At 45.2% G+C, this 18,135-nt stretch carries 18 protein-coding genes; 8 read left to right on the plus strand and 10 right to left on the minus strand.

The annotated features are described in order from the left end of the window. The first annotated feature begins 80 nt into the window (after positions 1-80). From BZA03_RS11730 to BZA03_RS11745, 4 genes are all read left to right on the plus strand, one after another. Positions 81-707: a DUF2796 domain-containing protein gene (locus BZA03_RS11730; RefSeq protein WP_258364632.1), complete on the plus strand. Its 627-nt coding sequence runs from the start codon at positions 81-83 to the stop codon at positions 705-707. Between the two features lie 71 nt (positions 708-778). Further along, on the plus strand, positions 779-1,255 hold the full coding sequence (locus BZA03_RS11735; protein WP_230633809.1) for a MerC domain-containing protein: 477 nt from the start codon (positions 779-781) through the stop codon (positions 1,253-1,255). Between the two features lie 95 nt (positions 1,256-1,350). After that, on the plus strand, positions 1,351-2,277 hold the full coding sequence (gene folE2 / locus BZA03_RS11740) for a GTP cyclohydrolase FolE2 (protein ID WP_110288876.1): 927 nt from the start codon (positions 1,351-1,353) through the stop codon (positions 2,275-2,277). Positions 2,278-2,339: 62 nt separating this feature from the next. Then, complete coding sequence (locus tag BZA03_RS11745; RefSeq protein WP_110288877.1) at positions 2,340-3,137, plus strand: 5'-nucleotidase, lipoprotein e(P4) family; 798 nt, start codon at positions 2,340-2,342, stop codon at positions 3,135-3,137. Between the two features lie 18 nt (positions 3,138-3,155). Here the strand turns inward: BZA03_RS11745 and BZA03_RS11750 are convergent, their stop codons facing one another. The 7 genes from BZA03_RS11750 to BZA03_RS11780 all read right to left on the minus strand — a co-directional run bounded on the left by BZA03_RS11750 (position 3,156) and on the right by BZA03_RS11780 (position 10,455). Beyond that, the gene (locus tag BZA03_RS11750) at positions 3,156-3,884 is read right to left on the minus strand and encodes a DUF3299 domain-containing protein (RefSeq protein WP_039233698.1); all 729 of its coding nucleotides are present in this window, start codon (positions 3,882-3,884) and stop codon (positions 3,156-3,158) included. A 15-nt stretch (positions 3,885-3,899) separates the two neighbouring features. Next, positions 3,900-4,346 (minus strand): hypothetical protein, encoded by a 447-nt coding sequence (locus BZA03_RS11755; protein ID WP_110288878.1) that lies wholly within the window; start codon positions 4,344-4,346, stop codon positions 3,900-3,902. Positions 4,347-4,351: 5 nt separating this feature from the next. Further along, complete coding sequence (locus tag BZA03_RS11760; RefSeq protein ID WP_110288879.1) at positions 4,352-4,933, minus strand: DUF3299 domain-containing protein; 582 nt, start codon at positions 4,931-4,933, stop codon at positions 4,352-4,354. Positions 4,934-5,083: 150 nt separating this feature from the next. Then, positions 5,084-5,290, minus strand: a complete 207-nt coding sequence (locus tag BZA03_RS11765) for a DUF2892 domain-containing protein (RefSeq protein WP_110288880.1) — start codon at positions 5,288-5,290, stop codon at positions 5,084-5,086. Between the two features lie 27 nt (positions 5,291-5,317). Further along, the gene (locus BZA03_RS11770; RefSeq protein WP_110288881.1) at positions 5,318-6,931 is read right to left on the minus strand and encodes a hypothetical protein; all 1,614 of its coding nucleotides are present in this window, start codon (positions 6,929-6,931) and stop codon (positions 5,318-5,320) included. 28 nt (positions 6,932-6,959) lie between these two features. Next, a complete protein-coding gene (locus tag BZA03_RS11775; protein ID WP_014951173.1) occupies positions 6,960-7,850 on the minus strand; it encodes an outer membrane lipoprotein-sorting protein in 891 nt (296 codons plus the stop codon). Between the two features lies 1 nt (position 7,851). After that, positions 7,852-10,455 carry an RND family transporter gene (locus BZA03_RS11780; protein WP_110288882.1) on the minus strand — a complete coding sequence of 868 codons (2,604 nt, stop codon included), beginning with the start codon at positions 10,453-10,455 and terminating at the stop codon, positions 7,852-7,854. A 1,089-nt stretch (positions 10,456-11,544) separates the two neighbouring features. Between BZA03_RS11780 and BZA03_RS11785 the strand changes: the two genes are divergently transcribed. The 3 genes from BZA03_RS11785 to BZA03_RS11795 all read left to right on the plus strand — a co-directional run bounded on the left by BZA03_RS11785 (position 11,545) and on the right by BZA03_RS11795 (position 14,364). Then, positions 11,545-12,708: an MFS transporter gene (locus tag BZA03_RS11785; protein WP_207198635.1), complete on the plus strand. Its 1,164-nt coding sequence runs from the start codon at positions 11,545-11,547 to the stop codon at positions 12,706-12,708. 489 nt (positions 12,709-13,197) lie between these two features. Next, positions 13,198-13,971: a siderophore-interacting protein gene (locus BZA03_RS11790; protein WP_110288883.1), complete on the plus strand. Its 774-nt coding sequence runs from the start codon at positions 13,198-13,200 to the stop codon at positions 13,969-13,971. A 201-nt stretch (positions 13,972-14,172) separates the two neighbouring features. After that, positions 14,173-14,364, plus strand: coding sequence for a CsbD family protein (locus tag BZA03_RS11795; RefSeq protein ID WP_014951177.1), 192 nt, complete (start codon positions 14,173-14,175; stop codon positions 14,362-14,364). A gap of 157 nt (positions 14,365-14,521) precedes the next feature. Here the strand turns inward: BZA03_RS11795 and BZA03_RS11800 are convergent, their stop codons facing one another. From BZA03_RS11800 to BZA03_RS11810, 3 genes are read right to left on the minus strand one after another with little or no spacing between them, the layout of a single operon-like run. Next, complete coding sequence (locus BZA03_RS11800) at positions 14,522-15,043, minus strand: hypothetical protein (protein ID WP_014977712.1); 522 nt, start codon at positions 15,041-15,043, stop codon at positions 14,522-14,524. Continuing rightward, on the minus strand, positions 15,033-15,887 hold the full coding sequence (locus BZA03_RS11805) for a DVU3141 family protein (RefSeq protein ID WP_110288884.1): 855 nt from the start codon (positions 15,885-15,887) through the stop codon (positions 15,033-15,035). The genes BZA03_RS11800 and BZA03_RS11805 overlap by 11 nt, the downstream gene beginning before the upstream one ends. Continuing rightward, positions 15,884-16,381 carry an RNA polymerase sigma factor gene (locus BZA03_RS11810; RefSeq protein WP_039229337.1) on the minus strand — a complete coding sequence of 166 codons (498 nt, stop codon included), beginning with the start codon at positions 16,379-16,381 and terminating at the stop codon, positions 15,884-15,886. Before BZA03_RS11810 ends, BZA03_RS11805 begins: the two co-directional genes overlap by 4 nt. A 351-nt stretch (positions 16,382-16,732) precedes the next feature. Between BZA03_RS11810 and BZA03_RS11815 the strand changes: the two genes are divergently transcribed. Continuing rightward, entirely contained in the window at positions 16,733-18,109 is a 1,377-nt protein-coding gene (locus tag BZA03_RS11815; protein WP_075177241.1) for a S8 family serine peptidase, read from the plus strand. The last annotated feature ends 26 nt before the right edge of the window (positions 18,110-18,135 follow it).

Raw genomic sequence — 18,135 nt, forward strand, 5'->3', positions numbered from 1 at the left:
TCTGAATTTGTGTAATGTGATAATGTATCATATTTATTTTTATGGTATGTTATATTGTAACATTTACGCAAGAGGTAAAAATGAAAACTATTTCTATTACGTGGAAGAATTCACAAAAAGCGCTACGCGCCTCTTCAACTTTTCTTAAGGTAGGTACTTTTGTCGGATTGAATTTGGCTGGGATGGGTATCAACGCTGTTCATGCTGCGCCTCATACTCACGGCGAAGGCAAACTACAAATCCTACAAGCGGGAAGTGAGTGGCAGTTTGTGCTGCAGCTGCCTGCTGCTGATGTTCTGGGGTTTGAATACGCGCCATCCACGGCTAGCGAAAAAAAACGTTATAAAGAAACGCAAAAGGTTTTTCAGCGCTTTGACGATATTTTTACCCTGAGCAATACGTGTGAATTACTCGATACCACACTTGAAAGCCCATGGGAGGTAGCTAACGAGCATGACGAGCATGACGAGCATGACGAGCATGACGAGCATGAAAGTGAACACGAAGACCATGCCCATCGCAACACGCACTCTGATTTTCGTGTCGCATATTTGCTTAGTTGCCAAGGCCCCGTAAAGCGTATTGAGATGACAGGGTTTCCCCATTGGCCAAGCCTGCAGCACGTTAATGCAATTTGGGTAACCAACAAAGGACAAGGCGCACTAGAGATAACGCCAAGTCAGCCAACCTTACTGATAAGCAGCTAGTTAGATTTTTTATTCTCTCAGGCGCAAGCTTCACTCATTGTGCGTGCGCCATAGCAATTTTCGGACATACTATGAATTCGATATCTCAAGGAAGCAGCGCAATGCCAAAAGTGCAGTTCATTTCAGACAGGCTCGCTATGCTCCTTTCATCCCTTTGCGTAATACACTGTTTATTAACGCCTATTTTATTGATTTCCATACCTGCATTGGCAGGTGTGTCAATTCTCAATGATGAAACCTTCCATCAAATATTGCTGTTCTTTGTGCTACCCATCGGTGTTTTTGCGCTCTCACTAGGCTACCTACATCACAAAAATAAGTGGGTAGTATTTGCTGGTGTTTTTGGCCTAACACTTTTAAGTAGTCCACTGCTGGTTGAATGGGTAGGCTTAGGACACGAAGTACTAGGTGAATATGGTGAAGTAACAATCACGGTAATCGCGTCGTTTATTATCGTTGGTGCGCACCTGATTAACTATCGGCTTAGGTCGAGCGTGCAGGAGCCTATTTGCGAAGAGCGCGAGACCACCCAATCACAACCCTATTAGTTTCATCATAATCTCAAAAGCGGGTAATTCTTATCGAGCGACGCTCGCAATATTAGTGGTGTAAGTCGTTTTTGAGGTCTCATTCAGAGGTTATTTTGTCTAGTTTTAATCATTCCGACACGGTACTTCCCGATGTCACTAAAGAGCATTCCACTGCGCAACTTCCTGTTATTGATAGTGTAGGCATGCAGGGCATCGCTATCCCTCTGCACGTGCTAGGTAAGCGCGGTGAACGATTAGCCAGCCAAGCAAAAGTCGATATAACAGTGAGTTTAGATCACCCCAATGCTAAAGGCATTCACATGTCTCGATTGTACAGCTTGCTGCAGCGATATTTGAGCAACCAAGACTTACATAAGTCGGCACTTGTGTCGTTAATGAACGCGCTTATCGAGTCTCAAGATGGGCTGAGCAACAGCGCCCAGCTTAATTTACACTTTGACCTCACCGTGTCGCGTCCGGCGCTCATAAGTAGGATGTCAGGATATCAATCGTACCCTGCTTCACTTTGCGTAAGACGATCACCTGAACGTTATGAGGCACAGCTTAAGTTAAGAGTACCGTACTCTAGTACTTGTCCTTGTTCGGCCTCCCTCTCTCGCAAGGCGTTATCAGAAGTATTTGTGCAGCAATTCGAAGGAAAAGGTTTATCCGTAGAAGAAATGGGCGCTTGGCTCGCTTCTAAACAAGCCAGCATCGCCACGGCGCATGCACAGCGTTCCTTTGCCGATATAACCCTAGATTTAAGCGACAACGAGATCCCCGATTTTATTGGTATTATTGACCTGATAGAAAACGCGTTAGGCACACCGCTTCAAACCGCAGTTAAGCGTGAAGATGAACAGGCGTTTGCCAAGCGTAATGCTGAAAACCTAATGTTTGTAGAAGATTCGGTAAGGCGACTGCATGAAGCGTTAAGTACGTATTACCAAGCTACCTATTTTCGTGTAAAAGTAGAACATCAAGAAAGTCTGCATGCACACGACGCCATTGGTGAATTATCAGGCCCTGTTCATCGATAAATTCAGACATAATTTGGGTGTTGAAACCGGTAGGCAGAAGAAACAATAAAAGGAAAATAACATTGTTATCTCTTAACAAGCTCTCTTACATCAGCAAAGCAGCGTGCATAGGCGCTGCAGTATCAGCTATTGCGGCGTGCTCGTCTGCGCCCTCAACCCCGCTTGCTGGTGTAAAATCACACACTCTGTCAAATGCTGTGATATACCAAACCAGCAGCAAAGAGTACCCTGTTCTTTCAAGTTTTGTGTATGGCCAAGCTATTTCAGCGCTACCTACGCGTTTTGCTAATGGCGATATTGTGGTGATGGATGTTGATGAAACCGTGCTAGACAATAGCACCTATCAAAAAGAACGGGAAAGTGCTGGCTTGGGATATTCTTCACAAAGCTGGGCCGAATGGGTAAAACGTGAAGAAGCCACACTTGTGCCTGGTGTAGCCGCTTTCATCGATGAAGTTGTTGCACGAAATGGCAAGGTGGCGCTTATTACGAATCGCAATAAAGCGCTTGATAGTCACACCTGGAATAACCTTTTGGCGCAAGGTTTGCCGCTTACCACGAGTAATACCTGTGTTGTTGGCCGCACTGCTGAAGACAAAGAAGCGGTAGGCCAGGAAGGTATGGTTAATGACAAAGACTTGCGCAGGATGCAGCTTACTCAGGGCAAGATCGCGTGTTCGAATACGTCTAAAGACGCGACGTCTACGTGGGCTGTGCCTCACACTATTATCATGCAAATTGGCGACAACATTGAAGATGTGGGCGGCGTAACCCAAGAATCTGCCAACGTTGAGTTGCTCATGCCACGAGTGGGCACAGAGATTTTTATTCTGCCAAACCCCATGTATGGTTCTTGGTAGACCATTGATAAAGTAAAATCAACGAATGTCGCTTTCTATATGGAAAGCGCCGTTCGTTAGATTAGCGTTGTCATCGTTAATGCCATTTCCCAGCCCTGAATAGGGCTTTATTTCTACCACATCCAGTAAGTAAGCGGATGTGCCCTGAGGGTCTTCATACAACCCAGTAGAAAACTCACCCGAGAACGTATACGCCTGCTGGATGTCTATTCCTCTAATACCGCCTTGCTCGTGGGCATTATTCAACGAAACAAACACGATTTGATTCGGTGGCGGGGGTGGGTAATGAATACACGCGCCGAAATAAGGCACAATGAAGAACGCCGTTATTTCTCGCTGTGCATTGGCCTCTACAGGCACAATAAACCCGCTGAGTTCGACGTACTTGCCGTTAAATGTATCAACCGTATTCACTGAGATAAGCGCTTGCTGGTATTCATCGTCAAACGTGCGTTGAATAGACTGAAATACCTGTTCATGAAGGGGTAAATTCTGCTGAGGATTTTGAGTCGTTCGGGTCTTGCCCAACAGCGCCTTTTCGGCGTCAGGTAACAGCGCGTCCCACGATAAGGGTTGGAACTGTTGAACGGTAGTTAACCTGTGGCTGTCTTGATAAATCGCCGTGTTATTCTCGAAAAAGCGCTCAATTACGCTATCAAGCTTACCCCTCAGGCCGAGCCCCACCAGCGCGCCCAATGCTATCAAAGCAATAAGAGAAGCCAGTAAAACGTACGTGGCGCGCTTCATACATTATCCTAGCTTTTAACTTGCTAAAATTTTGACTTTGCGGGTGTAAGTTACCGGCACATTCTTTTTAAGCGCATAGACTTTTAGAACAAGTTCGTGCGTGCCTTCTTCTTGTGCCTGAAAGCTAATGGCTTGTTCGCCCTTTGTAGACGGCAGAGAAAAGCGCTGCGGCGACAGTAGCGTTACGCCATCACTTGCCATCACATCTACGCTAACTTCTTTGTAGTTCGAAGGAATGGTAAATCGCAGCGGAACAGCTGACGCCTCAAGCTTAGTCACTTCTCGCTTTCTGTCGATATTGAGCGAAATAAGTGGCTCCTTAGCTGCCGCTAAGTGCTGTTGCATCATGGGGTGCTGAAAGCCAAATTGCATGTTTCCCATACCTGCATGTAGTTCACACGCAGTACTATGAAATGCTAGAAGACTTGATAAAACGGTAGCTGCAACGACTGTTTTTTTCATATCAGTTACTCCTCGTAAAGCGCGAAGCTGTCTAGCACTAACGAATAGGCAGATGTACCTAGTGCGCTTTCGTGGTTGTCTATTTTTACCGTGCCTTCAAACCAATAAGGGTCGTACAAGTTCTCAACTGCAATGCCATCTTCGTATTCAACATACAAAATTTGATTTGGTGGCGGTGGTGGCATGTGTAAGCAAGCCCCAAAATAAGGAACGACAAAAAAAGCCGTCGCTTTTTGCTCATCGTTTTGCTCTAAAGGCACAATAAATCCAGGGATGCGGATAGCCTTCCCGTCAAACGCCTCTATCACTCGCGTCGACACTAACGCTTGTTGGTATCGCTGTGCTTGTTCATCTTCTAGCTGCTTTGAAGCAAAGTCATCGACAGAGTCGGCGGCAGAGCCATCGGCAATATCGTTTAAAAACTCAGGCCTATTTAAAAGCGCGCTCAAATCGTCCTCGGGCATAAGAGCTACCCAGTCAATTTCCTCGTAATTGGCGGCTTGGGTTGGGTTTAACGTGCTAAATAAAACCAATAGTGCCGCAATTAAACCGAATTTAACGCTAGAAAGCGTGACAGAAAATTTCACAAAGATGACCTAACATACTATTTAACAATCACGTTATAACATATCACAATGTAGTAAATTGCGATAAGCGTTTATCTTTGCAAAATGTTACTTAGCGCCAATTACTCAATAGAAAATGCTTTGCTAGCGCATTTGTGAAGCATCAGTTAATTACGCTAGCTCCCGTTCACTTTTAAGCCCAAGCACGTGTTTAAAAAATAGCGTTGCTGGGCAAAAGCCAGTGAAGCTCTGTTGGAACAAGTTTGCGCCAATAAACACGGTAAACCACATAAAGTTTGCATGAACAAAATGGGTTAGTAATACAGACAACAACACCATGAGCCCTGCGAAGGCGGTTAATGCTTTTTCCTGAGACATAACGTAATCCTTAAATATTGGAAGAGATTAAAAATAAAATCGATAGGCAATAAACGCATTACTTGCGTCTTCAAACTGCCCCCAAAACGTATAGTTATCCTTACCTGAAAAGACATTCACCCCCGCTCTCACTTGCCACTTGTCGGTGGGCGAATAAGCCACTGTAGTCTTTAGGTATCCGTCGCTATCGCTGGGTGAATAAAACAGAAAAGTATTTAACGTCAGTGTTTGACGAAGTGCTAACCACGTTAAACGGGTCGTCACCCAATGGCGGTATTTTTCTTGAACTCGCTCAGAAGACGAGACTGTTCTATCTAGGCCATCCGCATTGTGTAAGTACTCGGTGTACCACTGGAAACCACCGGTAAGATTTGCGGTAATTTCTTGGCTATAGCCTAGTAAGAAACGACTTTGATCATTCGCTATTTGCCTGTTACTTCCATCTATGTCTTCAAGGCTGTTGTAGAAAACATATTCCGCATTTGCTATCCCCCGCCCCAGAGGCGCGACAACACTTGCGCCATAGGCATTCATTTTACTGTAGCGCGGTCTTCCAAGAGAATCTGTCGCGGTGGGCTGCCTTGTATAACCGGTGTAACCATAGCCTGCAATCTCCATCCCCTTAACAGATTTATACACCCTTAAGGCAAGCTCACTTCCTCGTGGGCGATTATCACTTTCAACAGAAAACGAAGGGGCAATGTTTTCATCCAATTGCGGGCTGTAAAAAGAAAATATTTCGCCTGTAATACCAATATCAGGCTCAAATTCAGGTGTGACGACTAAATCTACATTGGCAAAATCCGTGTAGCCCGACACCTTTAATGCATTACTCGGCGCTTTAAAGTATTCGTCTTCTCTTCCTGCAAAGAACGACTGATAATCTTTAGGGAAGAGATCATTTAAGAACAAGTAATCCCCTGTCCCCCAGGTCAGCACTTGCTTACCGACTTTAATGTCAAATGCATTTGCCCAGTCCCCCGTGCCGACTAAAGCGCTGGGTAGAATACTGCTTAAGCTACCTTGCCATGCCAGTTCGCGAAGTTGTGATCCCCACGACGACGTTACGCCGTCATACCAAACGTCGGCTTTACTGGAAATGGAGGAACTGTCTAATGCATAGTCTGCGCGAAGTTGAACTCTGGCGTCGCGCAATGTGCTGTTATTTAACACAGATGGCGCGTTAGCAGCTTGAAAACTCTCGTTCATTTGTGAATTCTGACTGCCAAACGCGGTAGCCATGTCACGGGAAAAACGGTTTCCTACGGCGAGCTCGGCGAAACCAGAAATACGAAGCTTACTTTTGCTGTCAGTGCCCCATTCGTCATCCCACTCATCGCTCCAATCGTCACCTGATTCGACATTATCCTCCTCAGGCCACACACTGTCCCACTCGTCGTTTACGTTAGCTTTGTACTCTTGTGTGCCGATTTTTAACGGGTCTTTTGGGTTCTGGCTTTCAACATTTAACGTCTGAGCGCTTAACGGTAAACTTACTACTGCCATTAATGCAAAAATGAAAATATTCGGCGCGAGTAAAGCGTGCGCCCTCCATTGCTTTTTAACCCACTCAGAAAGACCATAAGCTTGGCTAGGCAGCGTTATCCATATGGATGGAGCTAGTAATTTAGGCAAGCGCACCGTGCTAAATTCCTTTTTCAAAATAGTGTTATTTAATATAGCGTTGCGGTGGCACACGTAGGCTACGCTCACTAAATATGCTATCTGGAAGACCTATGTCGTATTCAATCCCTCTGAATTCCATAAGGGTATAGCCACCTGATGCCAGGTCCGTCACCTTACTCCTCACCACAGTAGGATTGCCCTGTATAGTCTCAATGGTCACAGCTTCAACGCGGCGGTAGTTATTGTCACCCTTATAAAAGTTAATTAAGGTGGGCAAATAAGTGTCTTTGTCTATCTCTACTACATAGTGGCTGAACTCTACGAGCGCTGTGTCCTTGGGCGTTGCTTTTAAGTGATAATGAGTTTGGGTTTGTTCAAGCAGCTCAAAACTGTCCTGGGCCGTTGCGCGGCCGGAAACATCTTCATAGAAGAAATGAGAACCAACAAACGATGTACGTTTATCGCCTGCGGCGATTCGCTTTACTAAGTCTAAAGCCGGTAAATATAACCAACGGTCGTCATCAGAATTAAGCGCCGCATGCTTCTCAACGCGAAATACCGTGCCTTCAACCTCAGTAGGACGGCTAAAGAAAACCAGCATACGTTGATCGCCGGTGTCGGCGCCTGCCTCATTCGGCACATCTTTGCGCAGAATAGTAAACTGACGCATTTGCTTTCGACCTTGCTCATCTACAATGAGCATTCTCGCCATTGAACGTCCGTCATTGCCCGCGTAGTACGCCGCCTGCTCAGCCTTATTAACGATTTCAGCAACATCGATACTACTGCTGCTTTCGTCGCTTTGGGTTGCCAAGGCTTGAGCGAATCCATTACCCGATATAAGTAATAGCGCAACAAGGCCCCTGAACATGCTTCGAAGGTTTCGTATTTTTGGTCGACGCCACATGAACACTGATAATATGGAAATACGCATTTTAGGCCTCCTTGAAAACCCAACGTTTAAGCAACGTCATAGCAGCTGGCAACACCAGCAGCGTAACGAGTGCTGAAATAAACATGATACTTGCCAGAAAAATGCCCACGGTGATGTAAGGCACAAGTGGTGCTAAAAGCAGCGGCGTAAAGCCAAGCGCGATGACCAGCGCATTACGAGTAATAGCGCTAGCAGGCTCTTCAAACATGGCATCAAACGTTTTACTCACGTTACCCGTTTGCTTGTAAATCTCTTTGGCTCTAGCCAGAAAGTGAATGGCAAAGTCTACCGACAAACCCAATGTCAGGGCTGAGAGCACGGCAATAGGCATATCGTAATCTTTACCTACAATGCCAATAGCACCGTAAATAAAGGTGATAGTTATGGTAAGGGGCAGCATGGCTAATACACCGAATATCAGTGAGCGCAGCAGCAATACCATCATCACAAAAACAATAATGAAGGCGCTAAGTAAGCTGTCTAACATGCCTGCAACCATGTTGTTCTGCCACACCACATTTAGGTATGCCTTACCTGCCCATTGATATGTCAGGCCATCAGGCAGTGGGTGTTGAGCGAAGTAGTATTCGACTAACTCAATTACCTTTGTCATATCTTGGTTGTCACCACTGGATAGTTGTAGCCACACCAAGGTTTTACGATAGTCTGGTGTCACGAAATGCCACAAGTCTTGAGGCCTATGAGAGGACTGATATTGCAAGAGCGTCTGTGCTATCGCCGGCTGAGTATTAGGTAACACGTAGTCGCTGTCATTGCCCGAATGCAGCTCTCGGTTAACCACTTTAATCACATCACTGAGGGACTGAGTTTTACCCACCAGCGTTTGAGTGCTTAGGTAATTTTGCAGGTCTGAAAGCAGCGCTACATTATCGGGCTGTTGAAACGTTTTGCTTGTGCCTTTAATTTCATCAATGCTTGAAAGCAATCGATTTAAAGCGTCATATTCGTCGCTATCAAGATCACCGAATAATGCATCATCGACGGCAAATGCGAGAGTTTCAAAATTATTGCCGGCATTTTCATTGTTTAGTGTATCGAGGGTTGTTTCACGCCATTCATCTAATGAAGGGGGCAACTCTGCACTTAGCAGTATTTCACCTGCACTTTTCAGCTTGCGGGTATCTTCAATAACAATGTACGCGTTATACGTACCCGCAAACTCCTTATTAAGCGCCTTATCGGCTACGCGAATTTCATGATTTTCTTTAAACCAGCGCACAGGATTATCGTTAATTTGTATTTGGAAAATACCCCACACTGATACCGCTGAAATCACCATAAACGCAACGAGTAATGCCCCTTTATAATTTAGCGCCAAGGTGCGAATACCGTACACAAATCGCTGTAAGTATGTTGTTTTCATTGATGAGGAATTGGCATCGGCGTGCAGTGCAGACTGCAATTTTGCGAGCGCCTCTGGCGACATTCTTGATATATAAGCTGGAATAAAGGTAAGCGTAATAGCGAAAGCCAACAGAATACCTGACCCAATGAAAGCACCGAAAATCTGTACGGGTGGAATGGGAGTTAGCATAAGTGAATAGAACCCTGCCGCAGAGGTCAGCGACGTAAACAGCATCGGCTGAAATAGGTGTTCAACCACTGTGGTAATCACTTCATCGGCCTTTTGACCTGGTTTATAGCGGTCTGAAAACTCAGACAATATATGCACCGAGTCAACAACAGCGATAGGCATCAAAAATATGGCAATCATGGATGACATGATGTGCACAGTGAAACCTAAGCCGATTAGCGCCCCCATTGTGATAATTACCGTTGCCATTGCCACCACCATCGGGGCGGTAATCAGCGTAAAATTGCGGAAAAAGATAAAGAGGAGGATAAAAATCATTAGTCCCGCAGCTGGCGCTGAAATTGCCATTTGAATAAACATTTCAACGCCGAATTGATCTTCAGCAACAGGGAGTCCTGTTATGTGCCACTGCAATGTTTCGTTTGTTGTATTCGCGCCAATATATGCACGAATATCTTCCGCAATACGGAAGCTCTCATTTTTATCTTTAATGGGCACATAGATAGCCGCAGCATTGTGTGATGAGGAAGCCAGGCTCCCCTGTAACATTGGAAGGCGTGCAATAGCATTGGCAATGTAATCTGCTTCCTCTTGCGATGATGGGGCTTGTGACATCATCCAAGAGAACTTAAGCTCACCGTCGTCACCTTGAGTAATATTGTCCACTGTTGAGAACGACATGACATCTCTAGCAATAACCCCCTCAGTGTTTAATATTTGCTGGGTAACAACGTCTATTGCTTGCAGGTTGTTTGGTGTGTAGATGCCTTTATTGGTACTTAAAGCAGCATTATGAGTGGCTGTGTCATTGGCCGGTGATGCTATAACCCCCACCACTATCGCGTCGTGCATAGCAAAAGTATGCTTCACATCGTTATGAAAAACGCGAGCAGGATGATTGGCTTCAAGCATATTCTCTGGGTCGGTGTCTATCGTAATTAGCCGCATTTGATAAGCGCAAAAGACAACAGCCAACAGTAAAGCGGCATAAACCCACTTACCTTTCTGGGTAGATAGGAACAGTAATTTTTCAATAACTGCCGTGAACATAGCTATGAACTCCTACTAGGAAATACATTGATTCCCTCTAATCGTGATACGACTGGGTTAACTCCATCCACTGTGTTTCCTTGGTGTGTTGAGTGGCGCTCCACTTTCACAAACCATGACCTTTGATCTGCAGAACATTTCACAACGCCTACCTGCGTTAGCAAAAACAATGGGTACATTTATGGGCCACAGCGTTTATGGGACACAGTATTAAATTAGATTATTCTAATATATAAATAATCTAATGTATTTTTAGAAAAGATCAAGAGCAATGCGACGAGTAACACAGAGAAAAGAAAAGTGTTTGTAAAACGCTACACACCACCGAGAAAAAACTACATACCTACTCAACCTTAGTTTTTCAAATACGAGCTACCCGCTGTCCAAAAATAAAAATAATCTTTAAAAATCAGTAAATTAAAATTATTCTAAATTGAATTTAAGGTTTGGCACAGATCACGCATACATTAGACTAACGGATAAATACAGAACGCAGTTTGTAGCTAGGATAGCTTTAGCGACGGAGAGGCCAAATTGCGTAGATGACAAATACTGAAGGTGACGACATGGGAAGTGCATGGAGTGTGTCACCAAGGAAAAACGGATGTGTCAGTATTGTAGCTAATGGATGCCTGTAGAAGATTCGTTAAATTGCTGGTCGATGATGAGGTTAGGTAAAAGACAACCTAATTAAACTCGCAGGATGCAAGGCACTTGTTTCATAAGGATTGCAAACAAGCTCTGAGTACCTACATCGCAAGCACCGACAGTGATGTCTCGTGCAGCAAGGGATTGTTGACCCAATTTGGATTCGTTGAATGTACGTGTGTGTTGCTTCAGCGAGACCATAGTGAGGACACTGGTAATGTCGTCGATGTTATTAGTGAGTTGTCATCCGACGACTACCCTCTCCCCTCAAAGGCCCATCCCGGCCTTTACATACCTCTGATTTTGGCCCGCCTTTGGCGGGCATTTTTTTATCTTCATTTGTGATAAAATTGCGTTGATTCTTTATCGCCTAACAAAAGGGCTACCTGCGTGCTTTCGCCGTCTGCATCTACTATCGTTTTTAGAGTTCTTTTTTGTGCGTTGCTCGCTACGTCTGTTGGCCAAAGCGTAATGCTTACCACACTCCCTTCTATGGGGCGACAGGCGAACCTTTCTGAATTCCACATTGCCACTATTATGTCTAGCTCTGCACTTATCTTTGCGTTCGGTACGAATGTGTGGAGCAAAGTCGCTAAGCGTGCGGGCTTTAAACGTATTTTAATGGTTGGTCTGTCGGGTTATAGCTTGGGCACATTTGCCTTCGCTAGTGCATGGATGGCAGGATTTTCTGGCATTATAAGCGGCACCAATTTGTTTTTGGCATTGTTGATAAGCCGAAGTCTGCAATCAACCATTATGTCTGCAACTCCGCCTTCTGCGGTAGGTTACGCCGTCGCCATCAGTACGCCCCAAAGTCGAGTAAGTGCAATCAGCAAAGTCACCTCTGCAAGCAACGTAGGGCAAATTGTGGGGCCCGCCTACGCTGGGCTTTTAGTCGGTTTTGGCTTATTAGCACCGTTGTACAGCATCGTTTTGCTAACCTTGCTGGCGCTTACATTGGTATATTTTAAGCTACCTGTTCTGCCGCCTTTGTCTCAGCAAAAAAACGCTCAGCAGACTAGCGACAATAACCAAGCGCCTAGCAAAGTACCTTATGTATTCGTCGCTGCATGTATTTGTGTATTTTGCGCAATGGCGATGATGCAGCAATCACTGGGTTTCTTTTTTATCGATTTTTACGACTATTCACCCGTAGACGCTGCTCGGCAAGTGGGTTTCGCGATGATGGTCAGTGCAGCCGCGTCTCTTACAGCCCAATTTGGGTGGGTACAAAAAGGCCGAATAAGCAAAGAAGCGATGATAACTATCGCGCTTCCGCTATTGGGCTTAGCCTACTTGCTGCTCTTTCTTCAACATTCGTTATTTATGCTTTATGCGGCCATGACATTAATGGGTTTAGGTATGGGAATGGCCTACCCATCTTTGGCAGCTGCAGCAACGACCTACTGCGCCCCCTCTCAACAAGCCACTATCACTGGGTTAATTACAGCGACTACTGCCATGGGCTACGTAATAGGTCCACCACTGGCAGCTTTCATTTACCAACTGGACATCGCGCTTCCGTTCGCTATAGCGTCAGCGCTCATCGCAGCAACCACGTGCGTCGTCTACATAACATTGCGAAGAATAAGACACGTTGGCTAGGGCCTGTTAACCGTTGCTATACATTTGGCCCAATTCGTCATCAAAGCTAAACAGGCCTTAGCGAATTAATGCCAGCCTGACAGGTGACAGGAATACGCCTATTTCAAAGGTATTTATTTTTTTACCTTTTATTTTTAAAAAAGCGGAACCTTTTTATAATTAGGCTATCTTAACTTATACATGAAGTCGTTGAGTGTGCGTCTTTGTGGTGTGTAAATGTGTTTTCCAAGTTATGTTGTGGTTTTTTAAGGGGCTTTTTAGCCCCTTTTCTTTTGCTCTAATCTTTCCTTTTCCAGTGCGTATTCCTCGCTTATTGTTATAGTGCTAATCCAACGTACACCTATCTATTTTATTTGTATTAGTTTCTCTCAAGACCGGTCAGTTAATCTAAAAAATAGAACTAAACAATCCTGATCATTTCACCTTTAGAAATGGAAATGAGAATTATTTCCAAATAGAATAGCTACTCAAGATCACAGGAGTAAGCTAATGTCTAAACCGCAACCTCGCAGAGCTATTGTCACCCAATCAGTCCGAATTACCCCAAATATGCAGCGTGTACACCTCAGTGGGGAAGACCTTCTTACCTTTCCCTCGGTTACTGCAGGTGCGTACATTAAACTTATGTTCGACCTAGAAGGAAACCCGCTGAAACGCCCCACAGATACGAGCCAAGTGGCAATGCGCACCTATACGGTTGCGCACTTTGACGCAGAGAAGCCTGAAATGGTTCTGGATATGGTTATCCATGCCGATGGTGGTAAAACTGGCCCTGCGTCGGCATGGGCGACAAGTACAAAGCCTGGCGACATCATCACGCTCGCAGGGCCTGGTTCTAGTAAGGGACTCAGCGAGCAATATGATTGGATATTGTTGGCTGGCGACATGACAGCGCTTCCTAGTATTAGAAATCACCTCGCCGAGCTTCCTGTACAAACCAAAGGCTACGCCGTGATTAAAATTGAAGACGAAAAGGATGCGGTTACACTTAAAAAGCCCGAAGGAGTAACGGTGATATGGGAACATGAGCAATCTTTACCTTCCCGCCTCGACCAGTTACCTTGGCTCGACGGAAATCCCACAGTTTGGGTGGCGTGTGAATTTTCTGATATGCGGGCGATTCGGACATGGCTCAAGGACGAAAAATCCGTGGCGCACGAGAATATTTATATTAGCAGCTACTGGAAGAAAGGCCGCAGCGAAGATCAACATAAAATAGAAAAAAGGCAGGACAGTGAAGCGTATGCTAAAACATTGGCCTAGTTGATGACTATGCTTCCTGTAGGCTTTGCAAGAACTTGTAAATTCTGCATAAAAAACAACTGTACGGCAGAATTTTCATAAACAACAAATTCAATACTTTCATGCACCTACACAATGGAACAGCATTTGCTGCTAAGAAAATAACTGGCCAATTATTCCGCCAGTTTTTTCAACCAATTGTTTGGATAAGGAGAGCAAGTTATGAACAGTGATCGTATTGAAGGTAATTGGAAAGAAATGAAAGGTAAGGTGCAGCAAAAGTGGGGCAAACTTACCGATGACGACCTAGATGTAATTGACGGTCGACGTGAAGAACTAGTAGGTAAGATTCAACAAGCTTATGGCAAAAGCCGTGACGAAGCTGAAAAAGAGGTCGATGGTTATTTTAATTAATCGCCGTCTCCAATATATGAATTAAGACACTGGCAGTATAACAATCTGGTATCACTATGTTGTTAATCTTTACTGCTACTAAAAGGGCCGCTGCATAATGCAGCGGCCCTTTTTATTTGTGTCGTAGTCAAGGGAGGTTATGCCCTTTGATTTTTTATCACTCTTCCGTCTTAGGCTGTAAGTTATCGCGAACTTCTCTTGCGTCAAAGCTCGTTGCCGACGTTGGACGCGTACCTTTGCCTATCTCAATACTCAAGATACTTTCGATCTCACTTTGCTGAGAGCCCCCTACAAACACACCGGTTTCGAATTGGGTAGTAGGGTGGTAGGACGTTCTGCAAGTGAGCACACCGCACTCGGTAACCCGTGCATATCGCTGGCTAAAGCCTGCGGTAGGTGTGGTTTGCACGGTCTCCTTATCTACTAAGGTCTCTCGGTCAGTCACTACAAACCAGTCGTAACCTTCTAATAACGTGAGTTCGGCAGCACGGAGCATGGCGTAATCCATCGCCTTGCCTTTATCAGACCCCTTCGCTTTGAAATGCACGCGATATTGGGTATCACTCAACTTACTTTCCGTGTAGCCAAAGCCGCCTTTTTTGGCCTGTCTATAATCGGGTTGACTGGCGCAGCCCGCCATAATTAATACCGCAAGTACTAACATAATTTTAGTTTTCATCATTTACTCCTTCGGCCTTGTCAGCTAGCCAAGTTGCTTCAATTGCGTTTTTCTCTTGCTCTCGGTTTAATGGCGCAGACGCCATCATTTTGTCTAACTCTTCTTCCATTACTTTAGCGCTAGTGGCGGTTTGATATTGACCTGCATGCTCACCTAGCTCGTCCAATTTGCTAGCGGCAAGCTGCCACGCACCTTGCTTATCTTTACAAGCAATCATTACATTTAGTTCATCTTTCGATGAGACTTCAGCCTGTCTACAGTAGTTAAACTCCGTATTTACGAAAGACAACTGTGGCGTAACCGTCACGCCTGAATCAAAGGTTGTTGCTTCGCCAGTTAGATTACTGTCGAGTACCGATGATACTCTCGCCCAATGAGAAGGCTGCGTTGTTTCAGCGCCCTGTTGATTAAAGAACACTAAGCCCGCTAATACCGCCACACTCGCAGCTATTGCAAAAGGCCCCTTCCACTTCGTTTGTTTATGTGGCGCACTATTAGTTGAATTCGCTTTCTTTGGAAACGGCTTAACGTTTTCCGCAGAGCTTTGATTTACGGAGCTTTGATTTGCAGCGCTTACGCTGGCTAAGCTTGCATCAGATGCCTGTACGCCGCTTGCCTGGCTTAACGGTTTTTCATCACTCAAAAGTGCCACGATTTCTTTAGGCAGCGCCACTGCTGTCGCTTTTTCTGCAGCAACTTTCACAACTCTATCCACTTCTGCAAGTGCGGCGAGTCGGTCAGAAACGGTAACATCGTGCGCTATCGCTTCACGAACCAGATCCATCTCAGCGGTATCTAACTCTCCATCTAAAAATGCTGAGAGTTTTTCGTCAGTTAAGATCACGATAGCACCTCGTTTTGACCATTTAGTAAGTTTGATATTTTTGCTCTCGCTCTGGCAAGACGGCTCATAATAGTGCCCGTCGGTACCTGCAACACTTCAGAAGCATCCGCGTAACTCATCCCTTGTACAGCAACCAAAGAAAGGGTTTCTCTTTGCTCACAGGGTAACTCATCCATAGCGCTTGAGACTTGTTTAAGCGTAATTGTCTGCGTTATAGCGTCATCTATGTCGTTACAGCTATTCGCCGATTGCGCTTCATAGGAAAGGGCATCAGTCGCATTGGTTCTAACTTTCTTCGCTCTGTATTCGTCTATCCAACAGTTGCGGCACACTCTAAATGCCCAAGCCATTAATGTAACTTGCTCAGGAAGCGGTTTACTCAATAGCCGTTCAAGCGTGTTCTGAAGTAAATCATCAGCATCATGCATGTTACCCGTCAACGAATATGCAAACTTTCGCAATGACGGGACGAGTTCAGTCAACTCATCTTTCATTTTCATGTACCTTTGTGAGGTTTCCCGTTATCTCTACCCTGATAACGAGCCACTTTTGTTTTTATTCCACGTTCTAAGAACTATTTTTTTACTGCACTGTATTGCAGCGGTCTGTGAGCCATCTAGACAAAGCGAATGTTTAACAGTCTAAAGGGTCGCATTGGAATTTTTCTTCTGTCTAATCGTCACTACACTGTAAGGTAGTGGTAAATGCCTGTTCGCCTTTAGCGCACATTTAGAACAACGTTTTTGCACAATGGACCACAGGCTTCTAATAGAGGCTATGGCACAATTTATGCCATTCCTTCTTTAGGCACCGTTCTGCCCCAACGTTAACGTAAAGGTAGTAAAATGAAGTACACACTCATTGTGGCGATTTTGAGTTTGATTGCGGCACCAACATCACAAGCCCAACTAGCAGGAACATTGAATCAAGTGGTGTCTCCCGTGCGTCCGATAATTGATCGAACCTCCTCCGACCTAAACGCCATTCGCGAGGAAGCAAGACGAAAAGCGCAATCATCTATCGAAGGCGCCAGAGACTTATCAACAGTGGCGTCGGGCGTACTAGGCGACATTCCTGCCCCCCAATTTATCGCTCCTGCAGCAACCACTATTTTATCGACTTCAGGCCAGGTAGTTGTTAATGAAGTAACGGTTGAAAATGGCTTTCTGGCTGTCGAAAAGGAGTGGCTATTCCTAGGGGAAGAAGCCGACAAAGTACATTTTCAAGGTGCCAATATTGAAATACAAAAAGCTCAGTTTTTGCCCGCGCTTTCTCAGTGGCTTTTTAAAGTTAAAGTCACAGGAGATGAGGATGATGTGTCGTCTATTCGCAACAGTTTGCCCCATAATTTGCAGTCTCAAATTGGTCGAAATCATATTTATTTATCACAGACCAAGCCCACTTCGAACGGGTCTTTTCAAGAGATAAGCAGTGAAAAGCTGGAAACCTGTCCAACCCCACTGCGCATTGGAATGGTTGATACTCATGTAGCGTCCAATCACCCACTGCTCTCACACGTTAATCTAACGCAAGCGTCTTTTATTGTTGGTCATAATCAAGATCGAAATCAGGAGCAAGATGGCAATGCGGACAGCGAAACTGACGTTGCCTTTTCGTCAGACCACGGTACCGCAGTAGCCAGCCTATTGGCGGCGTCGTTGCCGAAGTCTAGCCAGGTATTTAACGCCAGTGTGTTTTATTCGCGTAATAGCGTTAGCCAAGGCGCTACGCTAATGTCGTTAATTGAAGGTTTAAACTATCTTGCATCACAGCAGGTAGACGCCATAAACATGAGCCTTGCAGGTCCCGACAACCCTATTTTAGCGCGGGTCATAAATCAATTGGATAAGAGCGGTATTCAAATCATTGCTGCGGTGGGCAACGAGGGACCAGCCTCTTTACCCTTGTACCCCGCGGCTTATACAGAAACATTGGGCATTACCGCCGTTGATAAATCTAATGTAATTTATAGGTGGGCAAACCAAGGGGATTACGTCGATTTTGCTGCGTTTGGCGTGTCGGTAGATGCCGCACATCCTAATGGAAAAACGATCAGGCAAACGGGAACCTCTATGGCTTCACCGCGCGCCACCGCTTTGTATGCATGCTTTTTGCGCGAAAAACAAGAAAGGAACGCTGCCTTGTTGAAACTTCAGCAGCTAGCTTTAGATGCAGGGGCTCCCGGACGAGACAGCGTATTCGGTTTTGGTGTGCTGCCTTAAATTAAGCGTGCTGTTCATTATAGAAT

Source organism: Alteromonas sp. I10 (assembly GCF_003201515.1).
GTDB classification, from domain to species: domain Bacteria; phylum Pseudomonadota; class Gammaproteobacteria; order Enterobacterales; family Alteromonadaceae; genus Alteromonas; species Alteromonas macleodii.